This is a genomic window from Pseudomonas sp. A, assembly GCF_056270345.1.
In genome coordinates this window covers 580,338-605,579 of sequence record NZ_CM149873.1, presented here as the reverse complement: position 1 = coordinate 605,579, position 25,242 = coordinate 580,338, and the positions used below count along the sequence as shown (strand labels likewise).

Annotated in this window: 8 protein-coding genes; 2 read left to right on the top strand and 6 right to left on the bottom strand. The window is 63.3% G+C overall.

The window, feature by feature from the left end; genetic code table 11:
- Nucleotides 1-2 precede the first annotated feature (2 nt).
- From AC0MAZ_RS02685 to AC0MAZ_RS02670, 4 genes are all read right to left on the bottom strand, one after another.
- Nucleotides 3-932, bottom strand: a complete 930-nt coding sequence (locus AC0MAZ_RS02685; RefSeq protein WP_475860088.1) for a diiron oxygenase — start codon at nt 930-932, stop codon at nt 3-5.
- A complete protein-coding gene (locus AC0MAZ_RS02680; protein ID WP_203649461.1) occupies nt 929-1,705 on the bottom strand; it encodes a DUF3050 domain-containing protein in 777 nt (258 codons plus the stop codon). Before AC0MAZ_RS02680 ends, AC0MAZ_RS02685 begins: the two co-directional genes overlap by 4 nt.
- Before the next feature lie 601 nt (nt 1,706-2,306).
- Entirely contained in the window at nt 2,307-2,873 is a 567-nt protein-coding gene (locus tag AC0MAZ_RS02675; RefSeq protein WP_203649463.1) for a hypothetical protein, read from the bottom strand.
- Nucleotides 2,874-2,951: 78 nt separating this feature from the next.
- On the bottom strand, nt 2,952-3,644 hold the full coding sequence (locus AC0MAZ_RS02670; RefSeq protein ID WP_203649465.1) for a GntR family transcriptional regulator: 693 nt from the start codon (nt 3,642-3,644) through the stop codon (nt 2,952-2,954).
- A 271-nt stretch (nt 3,645-3,915) separates the two neighbouring features.
- Here AC0MAZ_RS02670 and lapG point away from each other — a divergent pair, with 271 nt between their 5' ends.
- Both lapG and lapD read left to right on the top strand, forming a co-directional pair.
- Nucleotides 3,916-4,617 (top strand): cysteine protease LapG, encoded by a 702-nt coding sequence (lapG, locus tag AC0MAZ_RS02665; RefSeq protein WP_475860086.1) that lies wholly within the window; start codon nt 3,916-3,918, stop codon nt 4,615-4,617.
- A gap of 10 nt (nt 4,618-4,627) precedes the next feature.
- A complete protein-coding gene (gene lapD, locus AC0MAZ_RS02660) occupies nt 4,628-6,574 on the top strand; it encodes a cyclic di-GMP receptor LapD (RefSeq protein ID WP_234562882.1) in 1,947 nt (648 codons plus the stop codon).
- Nucleotides 6,575-6,804: 230 nt separating this feature from the next.
- Here lapD and AC0MAZ_RS02655 read toward each other — a convergent pair whose 3' ends face one another.
- On the bottom strand, nt 6,805-7,146 hold the full coding sequence (locus AC0MAZ_RS02655; RefSeq protein WP_203652574.1) for a tryptophan synthase subunit beta: 342 nt from the start codon (nt 7,144-7,146) through the stop codon (nt 6,805-6,807).
- A gap of 162 nt (nt 7,147-7,308) precedes the next feature.
- Nucleotides 7,309-25,161 carry an immunoglobulin-like domain-containing protein gene (locus tag AC0MAZ_RS02650; RefSeq protein WP_475860084.1) on the bottom strand — a complete coding sequence of 5,951 codons (17,853 nt, stop codon included), beginning with the start codon at nt 25,159-25,161 and terminating at the stop codon, nt 7,309-7,311.
- Nucleotides 25,162-25,242 lie beyond the last annotated feature (81 nt).

The window sequence follows — 25,242 nt, the reverse complement described above, 5'->3', positions numbered from 1 at the left end:
CCTCAGGGCAGGTAATCGCGCAGGGCGTCTTGTACGCAAGGCGACTCGAGCATCGAGCTGCTGCGGAAGAAACGCAGGATGTTGCCCAGCAGCGGATGCTGGTGATTGATCGGGTAGGCCAGGCCCTGCGCCTCCTCGCGCAAGGCCTGGCGCACCGGCTCGCTCACCGGCAAGGCGGCGATCAGGGCGCAGTCGAACGCCTGCTGGATGTCGCTGGTCAGGTACTGGCGCAGGAACAGCGGCAGCACCTTGGCGATCGCCTGGCGATCCGCTTGCGGCGCGGTGTGCCAGTAGATGCGCGTCAACCGTGCCCAGAAGCTTGAATGACGGCCTTCGTCCAGCAGGTGATCGGCCATCAGTCCTTTCACCGAGGGCTTGACCGAGTCGTCCTTGGCAAAGGCCGCGACATCGTCGGTCAGGGTGTTCTCGGCGATGCCCACGCAGATCAGCTCCAGCGCATCGCGCAGTGCCTCGGGCACCTGGTCCAGCACGGCCGGAATGGCGCGGCTGAGTTCGATCTCCTGGGGCAGGGCGATCGGCTCGATGCCGGTCAGGGCGATGGTCTGCTGCAGGAAGTCCATCGCCACCAGGGCGTGATAGTCCTCGTCCACCACCACGGTCATCGCGTCGTAGCGACAGGCGAACGGGAAGCGCACGGCAAAGCGGTCCTTGGCGATGCGCCGGGCGGTGCGGTCGACGATTTCGGTCTCGAAGATCACCACATCGTTGATGAACTTGTAGAGACTTTGCACCAGCACGAAATCACGCAGCTGCGGACATTCGCGCTGGAACGTCGCGCCGAGCACCAGGGGTTGGCGGCTCAGGGGGTAGATCAGTCGCTGGTCATCCTCCACCAGGCGCCGGGGCCGGGTGCGGATGGTCGCCCGAGCCTCCCAGGCCTCGGCAAAGGAGCGGTACTCGAGGGCATTCATGGGGTGACCTCGGCGACAGGTGTCTGCAGCGAGGCACGCAGGCGGTCCCACAGCGCCATGCGGCTGTCCACGGCGGCGATGGCGGCCACGTAGACGTCTTCCTGGCGCAGCGGGTCGTGGTCGACCAGGCGGGCCAGCAATTGTTCGGCGGCAGGCCCGTGGTCTTCGGAGTCCACCTCGATATGGCGCTGCAGGTAGTAACGGAAGGTCGGAGCCTGCTCGGTGCCGATGCCCCACTCGTCGAGGATCTGCTGGAACATCGCCGGGATCACGCTTTCCCGGCCATGCAGGAAGGCGGCCGCAACCCGGTGGGCCGGCGCGTCGATAGCCACCTCGAGGGTGTCGCGGACGAATCGCTGGGCGGCTTCACTGGCACCGCAGCGCTGCAGGGCGTCAATGGCCGTGATGCCTTGCTGTTGCAGGCTGATGAAGCGATCGATGGCCTGGGTGCTGGCGCCGACCTCGCGCATGGCATCCAGGTACAGTTCGAAGTGGCTGTAGTGACCGTGGTCGAGGCGGTCATCCGATTCTTCGCCCAGCACGATCTCGTTGATCAGGCGTGCTGCGGCCGGGTCCGCAGGTGGCAGCCATGGCAGGCTGACGCAGGTCAGCTCCTGCTGCAGGCGCTTGGTCAGCGACATGAAGTCCCAGACTGCAAAAACATGGGTTTCCATAAATCGACGCAGTGTCTGCAGCGAGTCGATCTCGGAAAAGAGCGGGTGCAGGGAAAGTTCATGTTTCTTGTCGGAAAGTGTGCGCTTCAATGTGCTCATGATGAGGTCCGTTATGGATGGAATTCAGGGATCAAGTTGCTCTGCGCATTGTTCGTTATATAAATTCCAGGCGAAGAGATACCTCGAATGAAATTTCGACATCGAACAACGGATAGAGGCCGGCAGGGCTTGTCTGGCAAGGCGTCCACGGTGATGCCTGGCCGCCCTTGGCTGGCGCTATAAAAGTTAGAACAACTTCAAAGTTCGCCGCAATTGTTTTTTTGATTATTTTATGCTCGGACTTTTCTTGAAATATAAGTGCCCGAATAAAACTTTGGGTAAGTTTTATTTTGGCAATATGTGCTCCTTCCGATAAATAACGATCAGAAAAATAGACACAGAGTGAATGCCTCACTCGGAGCACTGGTGAACGGAGATGGGAGAGTGACTATTGGAGGGCGGCTGATCGCGTGCGGTCCTTGCCCCGGTGCCAGGTTCCTTCTACTGGTGAATGAGGAGGCAGGCGGCCAGGTCCACGTCTGATGATCAGCGGCCGCTGCGGGGAGTAGAGTGTGCCCAAAATGCTGGCACTGCCATGGCCAGCAGCAGACCGGGCAGAGTAAATGCCCTCTTGGTCAGCGTATGGAAGGCAGGGGGAAGGTCAGTAACTGAGCAGCCCGAGGTGGCTGTTGAAGATGCGCACCAGGCGCTGGTTGAGCAGCGAAGCATCGACCGATGGCAGCGGCAACTCGATCAGCTCCAGCTCTCGGCGCACCAGACTGTGCCAGCCGAGCATCGCGGCCAGGGAGCCGGGCGGGTACAGCACGGTCATCGGCACCTGCAATGGAAGGTTGCTGGTACTGAACTGCGGGCTGTCACAGCTTGAAACAAACAAGTGACGGGTCTGCCCCGGACTCGTCTCCTGCACCTGTTGGATCAGGGCCAGGGCGATGTGCGCGCCCAGTCCTTGGGCGAACATCGCGTGGGGTTGTGCAAGGTAGGGTTGGAGCTGTTCGCGCAGGGCCTGGGTCAGGCGCCCGGCCACGGGCAGCGCGGTGGACTGTTCCAGGTCGGCAATGCTTGGGACATCGACCGCGACCAGTTCGATGGGGTCGCTGAGGGTCCTTGCCCAGGTACGGTACTGGGCAAGTTGCTGCCGGGTGCTGGCCAGGCAGATCAGGCGGATCCTGGACGGCTGGTCGGGCGTGGTTTCCTGTCGCGTCTGCACGTGCACTGCCGTTCCTTGTGGCGGATCGTGTCTGCGCAGCGACGCGGTCGCTGAGGTCGGCTGCGCGGTTGAGCAGGATCAGTTGCCCGATTGCCTGTCGAGGTAGCTCCTGATGGTGCGCGCGGCATGGTTCAGGTGCTCTTCCAGAAGCTCGATGGCTCTGTCCACCAGTTTGTCGCTGGCGGCGTCGACCAGGGCGATGTGGTCGTCCTGGGTGAGCTTGCCCAGCCCCATCGAGGACAGGTGGAAGCGCAGGAAGCGTTCCTCCTCGTTGAGCTCGATCTCGATCATGCGCAGCAGTTTCTGGTTCTGCGCCTTGCTGTAGAGGGCCATGTGGAACAGACGGTTGAGCCGGCCGATCTCGGCGTGGCGGGTCTCATTTTCCAGCTGGCGGATGTATGCCCTGGCCTGGGTGATGTCGTCGGCATCGAGCAAGGGGATCGACTGACGCAACGCCTCGGTCTCGAGCAGCACGCGCAGGGCGTAGGTGTCGACGGCATCCTCGCCGATCAGTGGTGCCACAACCGCACCTTTGTGCATCACCACCTGCAGCAGCGACTGGGCCTCGAGCTGGCGCAGCGCTTCGCGCACGGGCATGCGGCTGACGCCGAACAGGGTCGCCAGCTCTTGCTGGCGCACGGCGGTGCCCGGTGGCAGGCGGCCGTCGAGGATGGCACTGCGCAGGCGCTCTTCTATGACACTGCGGGCCAGGTGCGGCGGTACCTGCTCGCTGCCCAGCACGGTGCTCAGGAGTTTGGGTTTCTCAGCCACGCGGGGTTCGCCTCGGCAACATGAAAATTGGATCCAATAACCCTAGTGAGGGAAGGGGCCGCTTGTCAAACGGATTGATCAAGCGGGTGCGCCATGGCGCACTCACGAAACGCGGCTATCGTGAAGCAAGTTGTCGGCATTGGGAAGATGGCCAAGGTCGCCAGCCCTTGTACGAAGCGGGTTTGCCGACAGTTGGCAGCACAGGCACCCGGTGCCATTGTCTTTTGCCGCGCCAGCCCGCACCATCGCTGCTTTCGACTGATCTGAACGGGTGTGCGCAGTGGCGATACCTTGGCCTCTCAATGCGACCGCACGCCGGCTCGGCCTTGCCGTGCTGCTCGGCTGCCTGTGGCTGGGCGCTACACAGGCGGATTGGGACTTCTCGCAGATCAGCCGCCGTGCGCAGGCCCTGTATGGTCCGCTGGGGTCGGGGCAGGGGCGTATAGATGCCTGGCAGAACCTGCTGGCGACACAGAAGCAGGGCAGCGAGCTGGAGCAGTTGCAGGTAGTCAACCTGTTCTTCAACAAGCAGTTGCGCTACGTCGAGGACATCGACCTGTGGCACGAGGTCGATTACTGGGCCACGCCGGTCCAGTCGCTGATCAAGGGCGCGGGCGACTGCGAGGACTATGCCATCGCCAAGTACTTCAGCCTGCGGCGCATGGGCGTCCCGGCGGAAAAGCTGCGCATCACCTACGTCAAGGCCTTGCGCCAGAACCGTGCGCACATGGTCCTGACCTATTATTCAAGCCCACAGGCCCAGCCGCTGGTGCTCGACAGCCTGATGGACGCGATCAAGCCGGCCAGCCAGCGTACCGACCTGCTGCCGGTGTATGCCTTCAACGGTGAAGGCCTGTGGCTGACCGGAGCTGGCGGCAACAAGAAGGTCGGTGACACCAAGCGCCTGTCGCGGTGGCAGGACTTGCTGAAGAAAATGCAGGCCGAAGGGTTCCCGGCCGAACCGGTTTACTGAAGGAGCACAGATGTCACTGTTCAAACAATTGCTGCTAGCCATTTGCCTGTTCCTGGTGGTCGCCTTCAGTGGCAGCTTCATGGTCAGCCTGGAGAGCTCGCGCAGCCAGTACGTCAACCAGCTGCGCTCCCATGCCCAGGATGCGGCGACCGCGCTGGCGCTGTCGCTGACGCCGAACATCGATGACCCGGCGATGGTCGAGCTGATGGTCAGCTCGATTTTCGACAGTGGCTACTATTCGAGCATCAAGGTCATCGACCTGGACTCCAATGCCGTGCTGGTCGAGCGCCATGCCGAGCCCGATGCGGGAAGCGTGCCGGGCTGGTTCATCCAGCTGATCGGCCTGGACCCGGCCGGTGGTGACGCCATTGTCAGCCGTGGCTGGCAGCAGGCGGCGCGGGTCGAGGTGATCAGCCATCCGATGTTCGCCCTGGCCAAGCTCTGGCAGAGCGCCCTGGGCAGCCTGGGCTGGCTGCTGCTGTGCGGCGCGGCGAGTGCGGTGCTTGGGGCGCTGCTGCTGCGTCGCCAACTGCGGCCGCTTGACTATATGGTGGCGCAGTCCCACGCCATTGCTCGCCGTGAGTTCCTCAGCCTGCCGGAGTTGCCGCGTACGCCCGAGCTGCGCCGGGTGGTGCAGGCGATGAACCAGATGGTCGAGAAGCTCAAGGCGCTGTTCACCGAACAGGCCGAGCGCAGCGAGAAGCTGCGTGCCGAGTCGTACCAGGACAGCCTCACCGGGCTGGCCAACCGTCGATACTTCGAAATGCAGCTCAACGCCCGGGTCAGCAATCTGGAGGAGGCCCGTGCCGGCTACCTGCTGTTGCTGCGAGTCCAGGACCTGGCGGGCCTGAACGCGCGCCTGGGTGGCCAGCGCACCGACCAGTTGCTGCAGGCGGTGGGCGAGCAGTTGCGCCGCACCTGCGCGAACTTCCCCGAGACCAACGACCTGATCACCCGCAGTCGTGGCGGCGAGTTCGCGGTGCTGGCGCCGGGCATGGTGCATGAGGAGGCGATCCAGTTGGCTCAAGCCCTGGAGACCACCTTGCAGAGCCTGCACGAGACCGGCGCCAGCGATGTCGACCCGGTGGCCTGCATTGGCCTGGCGCCTTACAGCCCCGGCGATGCCCCGCAAGCGCTGCTCAAGCTCGCCGACGAGGCCCTGGCCCGCGCCGAGAGCCAGCCCGCGCCGGGCTGGGTGTGCCTGGAACAGGGCGCAGCGGGCCAGGCCGCCGACAGCCACCACGCCTGGCACACGCGCCTGGACCAGGCGTTGGACAAAGGGCAGTTCGAGCTGTTCTTCCAGCCCGTCGTGGATGCCAGGGCGCCGGAGCGGGTGCTGCACTACAAGGTCATCTCGCGCCTGCACGACGAGCAGGGTGAAGCCCTGGCGGCCGGCCGCTTCCTGCCGTGGCTGGAGCGCTTCGGCTGGATGGCGCGGCTGGACCTGCTGGTGCTGGAGAAAGTGCTCAGGCACTTGCAGGGACATGGCGAGGCGCTCGCGCTGAACCTGTCGGCCGCGACCCTGGCCGATCCCAAGGCGCTGCAGCGAGTCTACGAGCTGCTGGGGCAGCATGGCGCGCTGGGGCGGCGGCTGACCTTCGAGATCGGCGAAGAGCAGTTGCCCGAGCAATCGGTGCTGGAGCAACTGACCCGACGCCTGCGCGCCCTGGGCTTCAGCCTGGCGCTGCAACGCTTCGGCGGGCGCTTCAGCATGATCGGCAACCTCGCCCACCTGGGCCTGGCCTACCTGAAGATCGACGGTGGCTATATCCGCAGCATCGACCAGGAGCGGCACAAGCGCCTGTTCATCGAGGCCATCCAGCGCGCGGCGCACAGCATCGACCTGCCGTTGATCGCCGAGCGGGTAGAGACCGAAGGGGAGCTGAAGGTACTACGGGAGATGGGCGTGCAGGGGATTCAGGGGCAACTGGTAGGTGGGCCGGCACCCTGGCGCTGAGTGGCACACTGTGGGAGATTACCCAGCCCTTCGGGTAGCACGCGAGCCCTGTGGGAGCGGGTTTATCGGACCGCCGCACCGCCGCGAACACCGGCAGAGCCGGTGCCAGGCACCGCGTTGGATTCTTCGCGGCTAAAGCCGCTCCCACAGTGATAACAGTTCCCTGCGCGACAGCGTCGTAGCCCGAAAGGCTGGCCTATCTCCTACAGGAGCAAGCAAGGGCCGCGTGATCAGATCAATCCGCCGTCCTCGTCTTCCTCGATCAGGTTGTTCAGGCCGCCTAGCGCCTCACGCGCGCTGGCGCGACTGAGCAGCTTGGCCTGGGCACCGGGCGGCAGGTCGGTGATGCTGAACACGCCCTTGGCGGTCAGTACCTCGATCAGGTCCTCCAGTACCCGGATCATGTCCAGGTCGCTCTGCTTGAGCTGCTTGAGGCTGTTCTCGACAACGTTGTCGGCGAACCATTCCTGGATCTCGGCATTGTCTGCCGGGACCATGTCGTTAAAACCACCGAATTCGGCGGCTTCAACCCGCAGCAAACGGCCGTCAGCGTCGCGTTGCACGTAGAACATGGCGGCGTCCCTCGTCACGATGAATCCTTTTTGGTAGTCAGCAGCATAGGCAAAGTTCACCGGGCATGTAAGCCCGGTGCACGAGTATGCGCGTGAAGGGATGGCTGGAAAAGCCCGCGCCCCCAACGGCGGCCCTTGCGGGCCGCCGTAGAGAGGCAGGGATCAGCTGTTGGAGTTGTCGATCTTGATGGTCGGGTCGGCACCGCTGATCAACGAGTTGATCGTGGTGTTGGACCAGTTCACGCCCTCGAGCTTGATGGTCACGTCGGCGTTGGCCAGGCCACCGGCGGCGTTGAGCTTGCCTTCGGTGCTGACCTGCAGGGTCGACTCGCCATTGACCGTGGTGATCTTCAGGAAGTTGTCGATGGTGCTGGCCTTCTCGCCCTGGAGCAGGTCGCTCAGGTCGAGGCGGTCGCCCTCGCTGGCCTTGAAGTCCTTGATCACGTCCTTGCCCAGGTCGCCGGACTTCCACACGAAGGTGTCGGCACCGCTGCCACCGGTCATGATGTCGTCACCCTTGCCGCCGATGAGGATGTCATTGCCGGCACCGCCGAACAGGATGTCGTTGCCTTCGCCGCCGAGCAGGGTGTCGTTGCCGGTGCCACCGAGCAGGATGTCATTGCCCTTGCCGCCGTCGATGTAGTCGTTGCCACCCTGGCCGAAGATGATGTCGTTGCCATTGCCGCCCAGCAAGGTGTCGGCGCCGTCGTTGCTGCGCGAGACATCGAACTCGGCGTAGTTCTCGGTGATGTACTTGTGCATCGCCCGTGCGTCCACGCTGCCCGCGTCGACGCCCAGCTTGTCGGCGACATAGCCGCGGATCGCCTCGACACCGGTGCCGGCAACACCGTCGAAGACCATCAGGTCACCGAAGATGATGTCGTTGCCGTCGCCGCCGTTGACCGTGTCATTGCCCGGCTGGGTGACTTCGGTATGGCCGAGGATGGCTTCGGCCAGCTTGCTCGGGTCGATGTTGGTCTGCGGCTTGCCGTCGGTGTCGTATGGTTTCAGGTCGTTGGTGTTGACGCCGTTGTTGAGGCCGATGGCCTCGACTTGGGACAGGCCCGAGAGCAGCTTGAAGCTGTCCTGCGAGTTGCTCGTGGTGGTGCTGTTGGTGTCGTAGCCCAGGCCGCCACGCGAAGACAGCTCATAGGTGCCGTTGCCTTCGGCATGCAGTTCGCCCGATACGCCGTATTTCCAGCCGTTGCGGTAGTACTGCACCTGCAGGTTGCCGGCGTTGTCGATGCTGACGTAGTTGGTGTTGCTGCTGTCGATGTAGCCGTTGTACGCCATGCCCGGCTTGTAGTTGATCGAAGCCAGGAAGGTGTCCAGGGTGATGCCCGAGGTCCCCAGGGTCGGGTTGGGGTTCTCGTTGGCCTGGTAGTAGGTCGGCTTGCCGTCGGTGATGAAGAACGTCTGGTTGCTGCCGGTGTTGCCACCATCCTTGAGGTTCTGGAACCAGTTGGCGGTGGTCTTGAAGGCGTCCTCGTAGTTGGTGCCGCCGTCCGCCCGCAGGTTGTTCAGGGCGTTGAGCAACTGCTGCAGGCCGGCATCGTTCAGGGTTACCGCAACGCTGCTCTTGACCTGGGTGGCGAAGTCCACCAGCAGGATGTTCACGGTGCCCGACTGGTCGCCCTTGACGCTGGCGGCCAGGGTCTTGAACACCGACTCCAGGGATTTCTTCGCCGCATCCACGCCGGACGAGCCCATGCTGCCCGAGGTGTCGACGATGAAGGCGAGGTTGTAGTCCTGGCCCGGCACCACGTGCAGGCCGGTGACGTCGGCCACCACCACATCGTTGCCGTCGGTGCCGGTGATGTTGTCGCTGTCCGAGGACAGGTTGCTGGTGGTGTAGGACTGCGGGTAGACCGTGACCTTGATGGTGCCTTCGCTGGTCGCGGTGCTGCCGCCGACGCTCTCGGTGGAGGTCGAGCTGACCTTCACGTCGAACTGGCCGGCATAGTAGGCCGGTGGCTTGATGGTCAGGCCGCCCAGGTTCCAGCCGGTGACGTCCACCGCGTCCTTGCCGACGGTGATGGTGTGGCCGGCGTTGTCGGCCAGCACCGAGCCTGCCGGGATGCCGCTGAGCTTGACGCTCAGGGCCTCGGAGCCGTCAGTGTCGGTCAGGTTGGTGCTGATGCCCACCAGCTTGACCGGGGCGCCGTTCTCGCTGCCTTCGTTGAGCTTGTAGCCGTCGTAGTAGCCCTGGTTGTTGCTGCCGTGCAGGTCGCCGACGGTCACGCCGGCGTTGGTCAGGTCCTTGACGCTCGGGTACATCGGGATGTTCGAGCTGTTGAGGTCGGTGACCGCGCCGTTGCCCACCTTGATGTTGACGTCCAGGCTGCCGGGGCCGGCCTGGTTGGCGTTGTAGATCTCCAGGGTGTAGTAGCCGCTGGTGGTCGGGGTGAAGCTGCCGGAGATGGCGCCGCTGCCCGAGCCCCAGGTACCGCTGGCGACGTTCTTGCCACCGACGACGATCTGCAGGCTGTCGTCGGCGGTGCCGCTGAACGCATAGGTCTTGCCGGCTTCGAGGTAGATCAGGCCGGAGGTCTTCGAGCCTGTGCCAGGCGACACGGTGGCGACCGTGTCGACACCGGTGACGGTCTCGCTCTTGCTGGCGTTGCCGGAGTTGGCGAAGACGTTCTTCAGCGCATCGCCGGTGATGCCGTTGCCGTTGCTCCCCAGGCCGGTGAGGCTGTTCCAGGTTTCCTTGAGCAGGCCGATGGAGTTGACGTTGTTGTTGCCGATGTTCAGGTCAGGCTTGTCGGCCACTGGCGCGATATCGACCTTCATGGTCACTTCGCCGCCGGCGTTGGTGCCGTCGTTGGGCTTGTACTTGATCTGCGCGTAGTCGGCCTGCTTGTTGCCCACGCCGCTGCCGCCATAGCCGTCGACGCCCGACTGGTTGGCCAGCGGCACGAACTTGAGCTTGCCGGCGGCGATGTCGGCCTGGCTGATGTTCTGGTTCAGCGACACATCGACCCACGAGGTGCCGTTGAAGAACTTCAGGCTGCCCAGGTCCGGCAGCTTACTGATGGTCACCGACAGGCCGGTGTTGCCATCGGCGTCGCTGACGTTGAAGTCGCCCCACTTGAACACGTAGTCGGTGTCTTCGCTGCCGGTCACGGCGCCACCGGTCGACACCGGCGCGTGGTCGTTGTCGATGATGGTGGTGGTGACGCTGGACTTGCCGGCGTCGACCTGCAGGTTCTCGAAGCCGCCGCCCGTGGCGCCGGTGATCTTGACCGTGAAGTTCTCCGAACCCTCGACCAGCTTGTCGTCGATGGTCTTGATGTCGAAGGTGGTGCCGCTGCTGCCCGCCGGGATCTTCACGGTGACCACACCGGTGAAGTCCTGGCCGTCGGTGGCGGTGCCGCTGTAGGTCAGGGTGATGGTCACCTCGGACTTCGACGGGTTGCTCAGGGTCAGGTTGTAGTGGGCGGTATCGCCTTCGGTCACCGAGGTGTCGCCGCTGATGCCGACGGTGGTCAGGTCGCCCTGGCCGCTCGGCTCGTCGGTGACGCTGGTGGTGACGGTATTGCTGCCCAGGGTCAGTTTCTCGAAGTTGTCGCCACCGGCGACCGTTTCGATCTTGTTGACGATGTTCGGCTGGCCACCGAGGTACGGGTCGTCCTTGGCGGTGATGGTGAAGGTGCCGCTGGCGCTGCCGGCCGGGATGCTGACCTTGGTGCCATCGGTCAGGGTGAAGGTCAGGCCGTTGTGGCCGGTGACCGACAGGCCCTGGGCGTTGGTCAGGGTCACGGTGTAGGTGACCTGGCCGCCTTCGCTGACGGTGGTCTTGTCGGCGGACAGGGTGGCGACCACTTCACTGATGGTATCGCTGATCTGCACGGTGGCGTTGCCACCCAGCTCGAGGTTCTCGAAGGTCTTGCCGGTGACCGCGGCATCGGTGATGCCGACGGTCAGCGAGCTGCCATCCTTGAACACGTCGTCGCCTTGGGCGGCGGCCTTGTACTCGACCTGGGTCTGGCCAGCCGGAATGATTACCTTGGCACCGTTGCTCAGGGTCACGGTCAGGTCCTGATCGAGCTTCTGGCTGACCTTGACGGTGAACGATGGCTGCTGGTCTTCGGTGACGTTGCCGTTGCCGACAATGGTGACCGAGACCTTGTCGCCCTGGTTGCCGGTACCCGGGGTGCCCGAACCTGGCTCGTCGGTGACGGTAGTCTTCACTTCGTTCTGGCCCAGGGTCAGTTTTTCGAAGTTGTCGCCGCCGGTGACGCCGGTGATCTTGTTGCTGATGGTCGGCTGGCCACCGACGAACACGTCGTCCGCAGCGGTGATGGTGAAGGTGCCGCTGGCGCTGCCGGCCGGGATGGTGACCTTGGTGCCGTCGGTCAGGGTGAAGGTCAGGCCGTTGTGGCCGGTGACCGACAGGCCCTGGGCGTTGGTCAGGGTCACGGTGTAGGTGATCTGGCCGCCCTCGGAAACGGTGGTCTTGTCGGCGGACAAGGTGGCCACGACTTCGCTGATGGTGTCGGTGATCTGCACGGTGGCATTGCCACCGAGTTCCAGGTTCTCGAAGGTCTTGCCGGTGACTGTGGCGTCGGTGACGCCTACGGTCAGCGAGCTGCCATCCTTGAACACGTCGTCGCCCTGGGCGGCGGCCTTGTACTCGACCTGGGTCTGGCCGGCCGGGATCACCACCTTGGCGCCATTGCTCAGGGTCACGGTCAGGTCCTGGTCGAGCTTCTGGCTGACCTTGACGGTGAACGACGGCTGTTGGGCTTCGTTGACATCGCCATTGCCGACGATGGTGACCGAGACCTTGTCGCCCTGGTTGCCGGTACCTGGGGTACCCGAACCTGGTTCGTCGGTCACCGTGGTGGTCAGCGTGTTGTTGCCGAGAGTCAGCTTCTCGAAGTTGCCGCCACCGGTGACGGACTCGATCTTGTTGACGATGCTCGGCTGGCCGCCGACGAACACGTCGTCCTTGGCGGTGATGGTCACGGTACCGGTGGCGCTGCCCGCCGGGATGGTGACCTTGGTGCCGTCGGTGAGGGTGAAGGTCAGGCCGTTGTGGCCGGTGACCGACAGGCCCTGGGCGTTGGTCAGGGTCACGGTGTAGGTGAACTGGCCACCCTCGGCAACCGTGGTCTTGTCAGCGGACAGGGTCGCGACCACTTCGCTGATGGTGTCGGTGATCTGCACGGTGGCCGAACCGCCGAGCTCGAGATTCTCGAAGGTCTTGCCGACCACGCTGGCATCGGTGATGCCGACGGTGAGCGGGCCGCCGTCCTTGAACACGTCGTCGCCCTGGACCGGCGCCTTGTACTCGACCTGGGTCTGGCCGGCCGGGATCACCACCTTGGCGCCATTGCTAAGGGTCACGGTGAGGTCCTGATCGAGCTTCTGGCTGACCTTGACGGTGAACGACGGCTGCTGGGCTTCGTTGACATCGCCGTTGCCGACGATAGTGACCGAGACCTTGTCGCCCTGGTTGCCGGTGCCCGGGGTGCCCGAGCCCGGCTCGTCGGTGACCGAGGTCTTCACTTCGTTCTGACCCAGGGTCAGTTTCTCGAAGTTGTCGGCACCGCTGACGCCGGTGATCTTGTTGCTGATGGTGGCCTGGCCGCCGACGAACACGTCGTCCGGCGCGTTGATGATGGCGGTGCCAGTGGCGCTGCCGGCCGGGATGGTGACCTTGGTGCCGTCGGACAGGGTGAAGGTCAGGCCGTTATGACCGGTGACCGACAGGCCCTGGGCGTTGGTCAGGGTCACGGTGTAGGTGACCTGGCCGCCTTCGGACACGGTGGTCTTGTCGGCGGACAAGGTGGCCACGACTTCACTGATGGTGTCGCTGATCTGCACGGTGGCGTTGCCGCCCAGTTCCAGATTCTCGAAGGTCTTGCCGGTGACTGCGGCATCGGTGATGCCGACGGTCAGCGAGCTGCCGTCCTTGAACACATCATCGCCTTGGGCGGCGGCCTTGTATTCGACCTGGGTCTGGCCAGCCGGAATGATTACCTTGGCACCGTTGCTCAGGGTCACGGTCAGGTCCTGGTCGAGCTTCTGGCTGACCTTGACGGTGAACGACGGCTGCTGGGCCTCGTTGACATCGCCGTTGCCGACGATGGTGACCGAGACCTTGTCGCCCTGGTTGCCGGTACCCGGGGTGCCCGAACCTGGCTCGTCGGTGACGGTGGTCTTCACTTCGTTCTGACCCAGGGTCAGTTTCTCGAAGTTATCCGCACCGGTGACGCCGGTGATCTTGTTGCTGATGGTCGGCTGACCACCGACGAATACGTCGTCTGGCGCATTGATGGTGAAGGTGCCGCTGGCGCTGCCGGCCGGGATGGTGACCTTGGTGCCGTCGGTGAGGGTGAAGGTCAGGCCGTTGTGGCCGGTGACCGACAGGCCCTGGGCGTTGGTCAGGGTCACGGTGTAGGTGATCTGGCCGCCCTCGGAAACGGTGGTCTTGTCGGCGGACAAGGTGGCCACGACTTCGCTGATGGTGTCGGTGATCTGCACGGTGGCATTGCCACCCAGTTCCAGGTTCTCGAAGGTATGGCCCGGAACCGTGGCATCGGTGATGCCGACGGTCAGCGAGCTGCCGTCCTTGAACACGTCGTCGCCCTGTGCGGCGGCCTTGTACTCGGTCTGGGTCTGACCTGCCGGGATCACCACCTTGTCGCCGTTGGACAGGGTGACGGTCAGGTCGTAGCCAAGCTTCTGGCTGACCTTGACGGTGAACGAAGGCTGCTGGGCCTCGTTGACATCGCCGTTGCCGACGATGGTGACGGACACCTTGTCGCCCTGGTTGTCGGTGCCTGGAGTACCGGTGCCCGGCTCGTCGGTCACGGAAGTCTGCACTTCGTTCTGACCCAGGGTCAGTTTCTCGAAGTTGTCGGCACCGGTGACACCGGTGATCTTGTTGCTGATGGTGGCCTGGCCGCCAACGAAGACGTCGTCAGGCGCCGTGATGATGGCGGTACCGCTGGCGCTGCCGGCCGGGATGCTGACCTTGGTGCCGTCGCTGAGGGTAAAGGTCAGGCCGTTGTGGCCGGTGACCGACAGGCCCTGGGCGTTGGTCAGGGTCACGGTGTAGGTGATCTGGCCGCCCTCGGACACGGTGGTCTTGTCGGCGGACAAGGTGGCCACGACTTCGCTGATGGTGTCGCTGATCTGCACGGTGGCGTTGCCGCCCAGTTCCAGATTCTCGAAGGTCTTGCCGGTGACCGCGGCGTCGGTGATGCCGACGGTCAGCGAGCTGCCATCCTTGAATACATCGTCGCCCTGGGCCGCGGCCTTGTACTCGACCTGGGTCTGGCCGGCCGGGATCACTACCTTGGCGCCATTGCTCAGGGTCACGGTCAGGTCCTGGTCGAGCTTCTGGCTGACCTTGACGGTGAACGATGGCTGCTGGTCTTCGGTGACGTTGCCGTTGCCAACGATGGTGACCGAGACCTTGTCGCCCTGGTTGTCGGTGCCTGGCGTGCCAGTGCCTGGCTCATCGGTCACGCTCGTGGTGACGGTGTTGTCACCCAGAGTGAGCTTCTCGAAGTTGTCGGCGCCACTGACACCCTCGATCTTGTTGACGATCGAAGGTTGGCCACCGACGAATACGTCGTCTGGTGCGGTGATGGTGAAGGTACCGCTGGCGCTACCGGCCGGGATGGTGACCTTGGTGCCATCGGTCAGGGTGAAGGTCAGGCCATTGTGGCCGGTGACGGACAGACCTTGGGCGTTGGTCAGGGTCACGGTATAGGTGATCTGGCCGCCTTCAGTGACCGTGGTCTTATCCGCAGTCAGGGTCGCGACGACTTCGCTGATGGTGTCGGTGATCTGAACCGAGGCATTGCCGCCCAACTCCAGATTCTCGAAGGACTTGCCATCGACGGCGGCATCGGTGATGCCGACGGTCAGGGTGTCGCCGTCCTTGAAGACGTCGTCGCCCTGAGCCTTGGCCTTGTACTCGGCTTCGGTCTGACCGGCGGGAATGACGACTTTGTCGCCGTTCGACAGGGTAACGGTCAGGTCGTGGTCGAGTTTCTGGCTGACCTTGACGGTGAAGGCCGGCTGCTGGTCTTCGGTGACATCGCCCTTGCCGACGATGGTGACGGTGACCTTGTCGCCCTGGTTGTCGGTACCTGGAGTGCCGGTGCCCGGTTCGTCAGTGACGGAGGTTTTCACTTCCTCCTGACCCAGGGTCAGTTTTTCGAAGTTGTCGGCACCAGTCACGCTTTCCAGTTTGTTGGTGATGGTCGGTTGACCACCAACGAACACATCGTCCGGTGCAGTGATGGTGAAGGTGCCGCTGGCGCTACCGGCAGGGATGGTGACCTTGGTGCCGTCGGTGAGGGTGAATGTCAGGCCGTTGTGGCCATTGACCGGCAGACCTTGGGCGTTGGTCAGGGTCACGGTGTAGGTGATCTGGCCACCTTCGGTGACGGTGGTCTTGTCGGCAGTCAGGGTCGCGACCACTTCGCTGACGGTGTCGGTGATCTGCACCGAGGCGTTGCCACCCAGCTCCAGATTTTCGAAGGACTTGCCATCGACGGCGGCATCGGTGATGCCGACGGTCAGGGTATCGCCGTCCTTGAAGACGTCGTCGCCCTGGGCTTTCGCCTTGTACTCGGTTTCGGTCTGACCGGCAGGAATGACCACCTTGTCGCCGTTGGACAGGGTGACAGTCAGGTCGTGGTCGAGCTTCTGGCTGACCTTGACGGTAAAGGCTGGCTGCTGGTCTTCGGTGACATCGCCTTTGCCGACGATGGTGACGGTGACCTTGTCGCCCTGGTTATCGGTACCCGGAGTGCCGGTGCCAGGTTCGTCAGTGACGGAGGTCTTCACTTCGTCCTGACCCAGGGTCAGTTTTTCGAAGTTGTCGGCGCCGGTGACACCTTCCAGCTTGTTGGTGATGGTCGGTTGGCCACCAACGAACACATCGTCCGGAGCGGTGATGGTGAAGGTACCGCTGGCGCTGCCGGCTGGAATGGTGACCTTGGTGCCGTCGGTGAGGGTGAAGGTCAGGCCGTTGTGGCCGTTGACCGGCAGACCCTGGGCGTTGGTCAGCGTCACGGTGTAGGTGATCTGGCCGCCTTCGGACACAGTGGTCTTGTCGGCGGTGAGGGTCGCGATGACTTCGCTGACGGTGTCGGTGATCTGCACCGAGGCGTTGCCGCCCAGTTCCAGATTTTCGAAAGCCTTGCCGTCAACGGCAGCATCGCTGATGCCGACGGTCAGGGTATCGCCGTCCTTGAAGACGTCATCACCTTGGGCCTTGGCCTTGTACTCGGCTTCGGTCTGGCCAGCAGGGATCACCACCTTGTCGCCATTGGACAGAGTGACAGTCAGGTCATGGTCGAGCTTCTGGCTGACCTTGACGGTGAAGGCTGGCTGCTGGTCCTCGGTGACATCGCCTTTGCCGACGATGGTGACAGTGACCTTGTCGCCCTGGTTGTCGGTACCTGGCGTGCCAGTGCCTGGCTCGTCGGTCACGGTCGTGGTGATCGTGTTGTCGCCGAGGGTCAGCTTCTCGAAGTTGTCTGCGCCGCTGACGCTTTCGATCTTGTTGACGATCGAAGGCTGGCCGCCGACAAACACGTCGTCCGGGGCGGTAATGGTGAAGGTGCCGCTGGCGCTGCCGGCCGGGATGGTGACCTTGGTGCCGTCGGTGAGGGTGAAGGTCAGGCCGTTGTGGCCATTGACCGGCAGACCCTGGGCGTTGGTCAGGGTCACGGTATAGGTGATCTGACCACCTTCGGACACAGTAGTCTTGTCGGCGGTCAGGGTCGCGACCACTTCGCTGATGGTGTCGGTGATCTGGACGGAAGCGTTACCGCCCAGTTCCAGATTTTCAAAGGCCTTGCCATCAACGGCGGCATCGGTGATGCCGACGGTCAGGGTATCGCCATCTTTGAAGACGTCGTCGCCCTGGGCCTTGGCTTTGTACTCGGCTTCGGTCTGACCGGCTGGGATGACAACCTTGTCGCCGTTGGACAGAGTGACAGTCAGGTCATGGTCGAGCTTCTGGCTGACCTTGACGGTGAAGGCCGGCTGCTGGTCTTCGGTGACATCGCCTTTGCCGACGATGGTCACGGTGACCTTGTCGCCCTGGTTATCGGTGCCCGGAGTGCCGGTGCCTGGCTCGTCGGTCACGCTCGTGGTGACGGTGTTGTCACCCAGCGTGAGCTTCTCGAAGTTGTCGCCACCGGCAACCGATTCGATCTTGTTGACGATGCTCGGCTGGCCACCGACGAATACGTCGTCTGGTGCAGTGATGGCGAAGGTGCCGCTGGCGCTGCCGGCTGGAATGGTGACCTTGGTGCCGTCGGTGAGGGTGAAGGTCAGGCCGTTGTGGCCGTTGACCGGCAGACCCTGGGCGTTGGTCAGCGTCACGGTGTAGGTGATCTGGCCACCTTCGGTGACGGTAGTCTTGTCGGCGGTGAGGGTCGCGACGACTTCGCTGACGGTATCGCTGATCTGTACGGTGGCATTGCCGCCCAGTTCCAGATTCTCGAAGGTCTTGCCATCAACGACTGCATCAGTGATGCCAACGGTCAGCGAGCTGCCATCCTTGAAGACGTCATCGCCCTGGGCATCCGCCTTGTACTCGACCTGGGTCTGGCCAGCCGGAATCACCACCTTGGCGCCATTGCTCAGGGTGACGGTCAGGTCCTGGTCCAGCTTCTGGTTGACCTTGACGGTAAAGGACGGCTGCAGGTCTTCGGTGACATCGCCGTTGCTGACGATGGTGACGGACACCTTGTTGCCGGTATCCGGATCATCAGTGACGGTGGTGGTGAGTGTTTCCTTGCCGAGCGTCAGCTTCTCGAAGTTGTCCGCGCCGCTGACACCTTCAAGCTTGTTCACGATCGAGGGCTGGCCGCCGACGAATACATCGCTCGGGGCGGTGATGGCGAAGGTACCGCTGGCGCTGCCGGCTGGAACGGTGACTTTGGTGCCGTCCGACAGGGTGAAGGTCAGGCCATTGTGGCCGGTGACCGACAGGCCCTGGGCATTGGTCAGGGTCACTGTATAAGTGATCTGGCCACCTTCGGTGACGGTAGTCTTGTCGGCGGTCAGGGTCGCGACGACTTCGCTTACTGTGTCGGTGATCTGAACCGAGGCATTGCCACCCAGCTCCAGATTCTCGAAGGCCTTGCCATCGACGGCAGCATCGGTGATGCCGACGGTCAGGGTGTCGCCGTCCTTGAAGACGTCATCACCCTGGGCTTTGGCTTTGTATTCGGTTTCGGTCTGGCCTGCTGGGATCACCACCTTGTCGCCGTTGGACAGGGTGACCGTCAGGTCGTGGTCCAGTTTCTGGCTGACCTTGACGGTGAAGGCTGGCTGCTGGTCTTCGGTGACATCGCCTTTGCCGACGATGGTGACGGTGACCTTGTCGCCCTGGTTGTCGGTGCCTGGAGTGCCAGTGCCTGGCTCGTCAGTCACCTTTGTGGTGACCGAGTTGTCGCCGAGAGTCAGCTTCTCGAAGTTATCACCACCGGTAACCGACTCGATCTTGTTGACGATGCTCGGCTGGCCACCGACGAATACGTCGTCCGGTGCAGTGATGGTGAAGGTGCCGCTGGCGCTACCGGCAGGAATGGTGACCTTGGTGCCGTCGGACAGGGTGAAGGTCAGGCCATTGTGGCCGTTGACCGGCAGCCCTTGGGCATTGGTCAAGGTCACGGTGTAGGTGATCTGGCCACCTTCGGTGACGGTGGTCTTGTCCGCAGTCAGGGTCGCAACGACCTCGCTGATGGTGTCGGTGATCTGAACGGAGGCGTTGCCACCCAGTTCCAGATTCTCGAAGGCCTTGCCGTCGACGGCGGCATCGGTGATGCCGACGGTCAAGGTATCGCCGTCTTTGAAGACGTCATCGCCCTGGGCTTTGGCTTTGTACTCGGCTTCGGTCTGACCGGCTGGGATGACAACCTTGTCGCCGTTGGACAGGGTGACCGTCAGGTCGTGGTCCAGTTTCTGGCTGACCTTGACGGTAAAGGCAGGTTGCTGGTCTTCGGTGACATCGCCTTTGCCGACGATGGTGACGGTGACCTTGTCGCCCTGGTTGTCGGTGCCTGGAGTGCCAGTGCCCGGCTCGTCAGTGACGCTCGTAGTGACCGTGTTGTCGCCGAGGGTCAGCTTCTCGAAGTTATCGCCACCGGCAACCGACTCGATCTTGTTGACGATCGAAGGCTGGCCGCCGACAAACACGTCGTCTGGTGCGGTGATGGTGAAGGTACCGCTGGCGCTACCGGCCGGGATGGTGACTTTGGTGCCATCGGTCAAGGTGAAGGTCAGGCCGTTATGGCCATTGACCGGCAGACCCTGGGCATTGGTCAGGGTCACGGTGTAGGTGATCTGGCCACCTTCGGTGACGGTGGTCTTGTCAGCGGTCAGTGTCGCAACGACTTCGCTGACGGTATCGGTGATCTGCACCGAAGCGTTGCCGCCCAGTTCCAGATTTTCGAAAGCCTTGCCATCAACGGCGGCATCGGTGATGCCGACGGTCAGGGTGTCGCCGTCCTTGAAGACGTCGTCGCCCTGGGCCTTGGCCTTGTATTCGGTTTCGGTCTGGCCGGCCGGGATCACGACCTTGTCGCCATTCGACAGGGTCACGGTCAGGTCATGGTCCAGCTTCTGGCTGACCTTGACGGTGAAGGCCGGCTGCTGGTCTTCGGTGACATCGCCTTTGCCGACGATGGTGACGGTGACCTTATCGCCCTGGTTGTCGGTGCCTGGCGTGCCAGTGCCCGGCTCGTCGGTCACGGTCGTGGTGATCGTGTTGTCGCCGAGGGTCAGTTTCTCGAAGTTGTCCGCGCCGCTGACGCCTTCGATCTTGTTGACGATCGAAGGCTGGCCGCCGACGAACACATCATCCGGTGCGGTAATGGTGAACGTGCCACTGGCGCTGCCTGCCGGGATGGTGACCTTGGTGCCATCGGTCAGGGTGAAGGTCAGGCCATTGTGGCCGTTGACCGGCAGCCCTTGGGCGTTGGTCAGGGTGACGGTGTAGGTGATCTGGCCGCCTTCGGACACAGTGGTCTTGTCCGCAGTCAGGGTCGCGACCACTTCACTGACGGTGTCGGTGATCTGGACGGAGGCGTTGCCACCCAGTTCCAGATTTTCAAAGGCCTTGCCATCAACGGCGGCATCGGTGATGCCGACGGTCAGGGTGTCGCCATCTTTGAAGACGTCGTCGCCCTGGGCCTTGGCTTTGTACTCGGCTTCGGTCTGACCGGCTGGAATGACGACTTTGTCGCCGTTCGACAGGGTCACGGTCAGGTCGTGGTCGAGCTTCTGGCTGACCTTGACGGTGAAGGCTGGCTGCTGGTCTTCGGTGACATCGCCTTTGCCGACGATGGTCACGGTGACCTTGTCGCCCTGGTTGTCGGTGCCTGGAGTGCCGGTGCCTGGCTCGTCGGTCACGCTCGTGGTGACGGTGTTGTCACCCAGCGTGAGCTTCTCGAAGTTGTCGCCACCGGCAACCGATTCGATCTTGTTGACGATGCTCGGCTGGCCGCCGACAAACACGTCGTCCGGTGCGGTGATGGTGAAGGTGCCGCTGGCACTGCCTGCCGGGATGGTGACCTTGGTGCCATCGGTCAGGGTGAAGGTCAGGCCGTTATGGCCGTTGACCGGCAGACCCTGGGCGTTGGTCAGGGTGACGGTGTAGGTGATCTGGCCGCCTTCGGACACAGCGGTCTTGTCGGCAGTCAGGGTCGCAACGACCTCGCTTACTGTGTCGATGATCTGAACGGAGGCGTTGCCACCCAGCTCCAGATTCTCGAAGGCCTTGCCATCGACGGCAGCATCGGTGATGCCGACGGTCAGGGTGTCGCCGTCCTTGAAGACGTCATCACCCTGGGCTTTGGCTTTGTATTCGGTTTCGGTCTGGCCTGCTGGGATCACCACCTTGTCGCCGTTGGACAGGGTGACCGTCAGGTCGTGGTCCAGTTTCTGGCTGACCTTGACGGTGAAGGCTGGCTGCTGGTCTTCGGTGACATCGCCTTTGCCGACGATGGTGACGGTGACCTTGTCGCCCTGGTTGTCGGTGCCTGGAGTGCCAGTGCCTGGCTCGTCAGTCACCTTTGTGGTGACCGAGTTGTCGCCGAGAGTCAGCTTCTCGAAGTTATCACCACCGGTAACCGACTCGATCTTGTTGACGATGCTCGGCTGGCCACCGACGAATACGTCGTCCGGTGCAGTGATGGTGAAGGTGCCGCTGGCGCTACCGGCAGGAATGGTGACCTTGGTGCCGTCGGACAGGGTGAAGGTCAGGCCATTGTGGCCGTTGACCGGCAGCCCTTGGGCATTGGTCAAGGTCACGGTGTAGGTGATCTGGCCACCTTCGGTGACGGTGGTCTTGTCCGCAGTCAGGGTCGCGACCACTTCACTGACGGTGTCGGTGATCTGGACGGAAGCGTTACCGCCCAGTTCCAGATTTTCAAAGGCCTTGCCATCAACGGCGGCATCGGTGATGCCGACGGTCAGGGTATCGCCATCTTTGAAGACGTCGTCGCCCTGAGCCTTGGCTTTGTACTCGGCTTCGGTCTGACCGGCTGGGATGACAACCTTGTCGCCGTTGGACAGAGTGACAGTCAGGTCATGGTCGAGCTTCTGGCTGACCTTGACGGTGAAGGCCGGCTGCTGGTCTTCGGTGACATCGCCTTTGCCGACGATGGTGACAGTGACCTTGTCGCCCTGGTTATCGGTGCCCGGAGTACCGGTGCCTGGCTCGTCGGTCACGCTCGTGGTGACGGTGTTGTCACCCAGCGTGAGCTTCTCGAAGTTGTCGCCACCGGCAACCGATTCGATCTTGTTGACGATGCTCGGCTGGCCACCGACGAATACGTCGTCCGGTGCAGTGATGGTGAAGGTGCCGCTGGCGCTACCGGCAGGGATGGTGACCTTGGTGCCATCGGTCAGGGTGAAGGTCAGGCCATTGTGGCCGTTGACCGGCAGGCCCTGGGCATTGGTCAGGGTCACGGTGTAGGTGATCTGGCCGCCTTCGGACACAGTGGTCTTGTCGGCGGTGAGGGTCGCGACGACTTCGCTGACGGTGTCGGTGATCTGCACCGAGGCGTTGCCGCCCAGTTCCAGATTTTCGAAGGCCTTGCCATCAACGGCGGCATCGGTGATGCCGACGGTCAGGGTGTCGCCGTCCTTGAAGACGTCATCGCCTTGGGCTTTGGCTTTATATTCGGCTTCGGTCTGGCCGGCCGTAATAACGACCTTGTCGCCATTGGACAGGGTGACAGTCAGGTCATGGTCCAGTTTCTGGCTGACCTTGACGGTGAAGGCCGGCTGCTGGTCTTCGGTGACATCGCCTTTGCTGACGATGGTGACGGTGACCTTGTCGCCCTGGTTATCGGTACCTGGGGTACCAGTACCCGGCTCATCGGTCACGGTCGTGGTAACCGAGTTGTCGCCAAGGGTCAGTTTCTCGAAGTTGTCGCCACCGGCAACCGACTCGATCTTGTTGACGATCGAAGGCTGGCCGCCGACAAACACGTCGTCTGGTGCGGTGATGGTGAAGGTACCGCTGGCGCTACCGGCCGGGATGGTGACTTTGGTGCCATCGGTCAGGGTGAAAGTCAGGCCATTGTGGCCGCTGACCGGCAGCCCTTGGGCATTGGTCAAGGTCACGGTATAGGTGATCTGACCGCCTTCGGACACAGTGGTCTTGTCGGCGGTGAGGGTCGCGACCACTTCACTGACGGTGTCGGTGATCTGCACGGTGGCATCGCCACCCAGCTGCAGGTTCTCGAAGGTCTTGCCCGCCACGTTGGCGTCGGTCACGCCAAGGGTCACCGAGCTGGCGTCCTTGAATACGTCGTCACCCTGGGCCGGCAGGCTGTAGGTAGCCTCGGTCTGGCCAGCGCTGATGACCACGGTGGCGCCATTGGACAGGGTCACGGTCAGGTCATGGTCGAGCTTCTGGCTGACCGACACGGTGAAGGTCGGTTGCTCGGCCTCGGTCACGTTGCCATTGCTGGCGATGCTGACGGTCACCGTGTCGATGCTGTCGCTGATCACGGTCTGGGTCGGCGTGGTGTCGGGCTCCAGCTTCTCGAAGTTGCCGCCGGTGGCACCGGTGATGCTGGTGCTGACCGTGCTGCCGTTGACGAATACGTCGTTGGCCGGGGTCTGGAAGTCGACGCTGCCGGTGCTTTCGCCAGCCTTGACGGTGATGGTCTGGCCGTTGGACAGGGTAACGGTGACCGGAGTCTGGGCCGGGTTGGTCAGGGTCACGGTATAGGTGATCACGCCGCCTTCGGTGACGCTTGGGGTCGCGGTCAGGGTGGCGGTGGTGGTATCGATCGAGTCGTTGATCTTCGTTTCAGCGGGTGCCGGGTTCGGCTCCAGTTTCTCGAAGTTGCCGCCCGTTGCCCCCGTGATCGTGGTGCTGACGGTGCTGCCATTGTTATAGACGTCATTGGCCGGGGTCTGGAAATCGACGCTGCCGGACGACTTGCCGGCCTCGATAGTGACGGTCTGGCCATTGGACAGGGTGACGGTGACCGGGGTCTGGGCCGGGTTGGTCAGGGTCACGGTGTAGGTGATCACACCGCCTTCGGTGACGCTCGGGGTCGCGGTCAGGGTGGCGGTGGTGGTGTCGACCGAATCGTTGATCAGCGTCTCGGCTGGCGTCGGGTTCGGCTCCAGTTTCTCGAAGTTGCCGCCCGCTGCCCCCGTGATCGTGGTGCTGACGGTGCTGCCGTTGTTGTAGACGTCATTGGCCGGGGTCTGGAAGTCGACGCTGCCGGACGACTTGCCGGCCTCGATGGTGACGGTCTGGCCATTGGACAGGGTAACGGTGACCGGGGTCTGGGCCGGGTTGGTCAGGGTCACGGTGTAGGTGATCACGCCGCCTTCGGTGACGCTCGGGGTCGCGGTCAAGGTCGCTGTGGTGGTATCGACCGAGTCATTGATGACGGTCTGCGCTGGCGTCGGGTTCGGTACCAGATTCTCGAAGTTGCCGCCCGTTGCCTCCGTGATCGTGGTGCTGACGGTGCTGCCGTTGTTATAGACGTCGTTGGCCGGGGTCTGGAAGTCGACGCTGCCGGACGACTTGCCGGCCTCGATGGTGACGGTCTGGCCATTGGACAGAGTGACGGTGACCGGGGTCTGGGCCGGGTTGTTCAAGGTCACGGTGTAGGTGATCACACCACCTTCGGTCACGCTCGGGGTCGCGGTGAGCGTGGCGGTGGTGGTGTCGATGGTGTCGGTGACCTGGGTCACCGCCGGGGTGGTGCTTGGCGTGACGATCAGGCCGTTACCGCCAGTCGTGCCGGTAATGGTCGCGGAGATCTGGCCGCCATCGATGTAGGGCGTGTCGTTGGCCGGGATGTCGACGTTGACGGTGCCGGTGGTCTGGCCGGCCGGGATCACGATGACGGCGCCGTTGGACAGGGTCACGGTCAGGTTGGTCAGCGGTGGTTGGCCGACGGTGGCGGTATAGACGATGACGCCACCCGCCTCGGTGATCGTGGGGGTGGCGCTCAGGGTCAGCCCTGTGGTGAGCGGGACGTTGGTCGTGTTGGTGCTGCCAGCGTTGCCGTCCAGCCCGCCCAGCTCCTCGACCGCCAGGCCGTTGGCGAAGCCTATCGGGCCAGTGGGGAAGCCGATGCTCGGGTCGACCACCCCGGCGGTCTCCTCGAGCAGGACAAAGCTGTGTCCGCCGCCGACCGAGCCGCCGCCTGCCGCGGCCGGGCCGGCTGCGGTGGCTTCCAGCTCGGTGGTCGGGTCGACACCGGCGGCGATGGCCTGTTGCAGTTCTTCGACCGAGGGCGCTGCCTGGGCGGTGGCCTGGCTCAGGTCGGTGCTGCTGTCGGGCGCGTCGGCGCTCCACTGGGTGTCGCGGCCCAGGTCGAGCACACGGCCGTCGGCCAGCTCCAGGGTGACCGCGCCGCCCGCGCCGGTGTCTACCTGTTCACCTGCCAGCAGGCGATCGCCTTCGATCAGTACGCGCCGGATGCCTTCTGGGGAAACTGCGATGACTTGGCCAACAATGCTTTTGACGATGGCGACAACAGTGCTCATTGGACTCTCCGGGCTACCTGTTCAGTTGGCTTCCATGCCTGGCCGGCGTTCGAGGGCGGCGACTGATGGAATGTTTCAAAT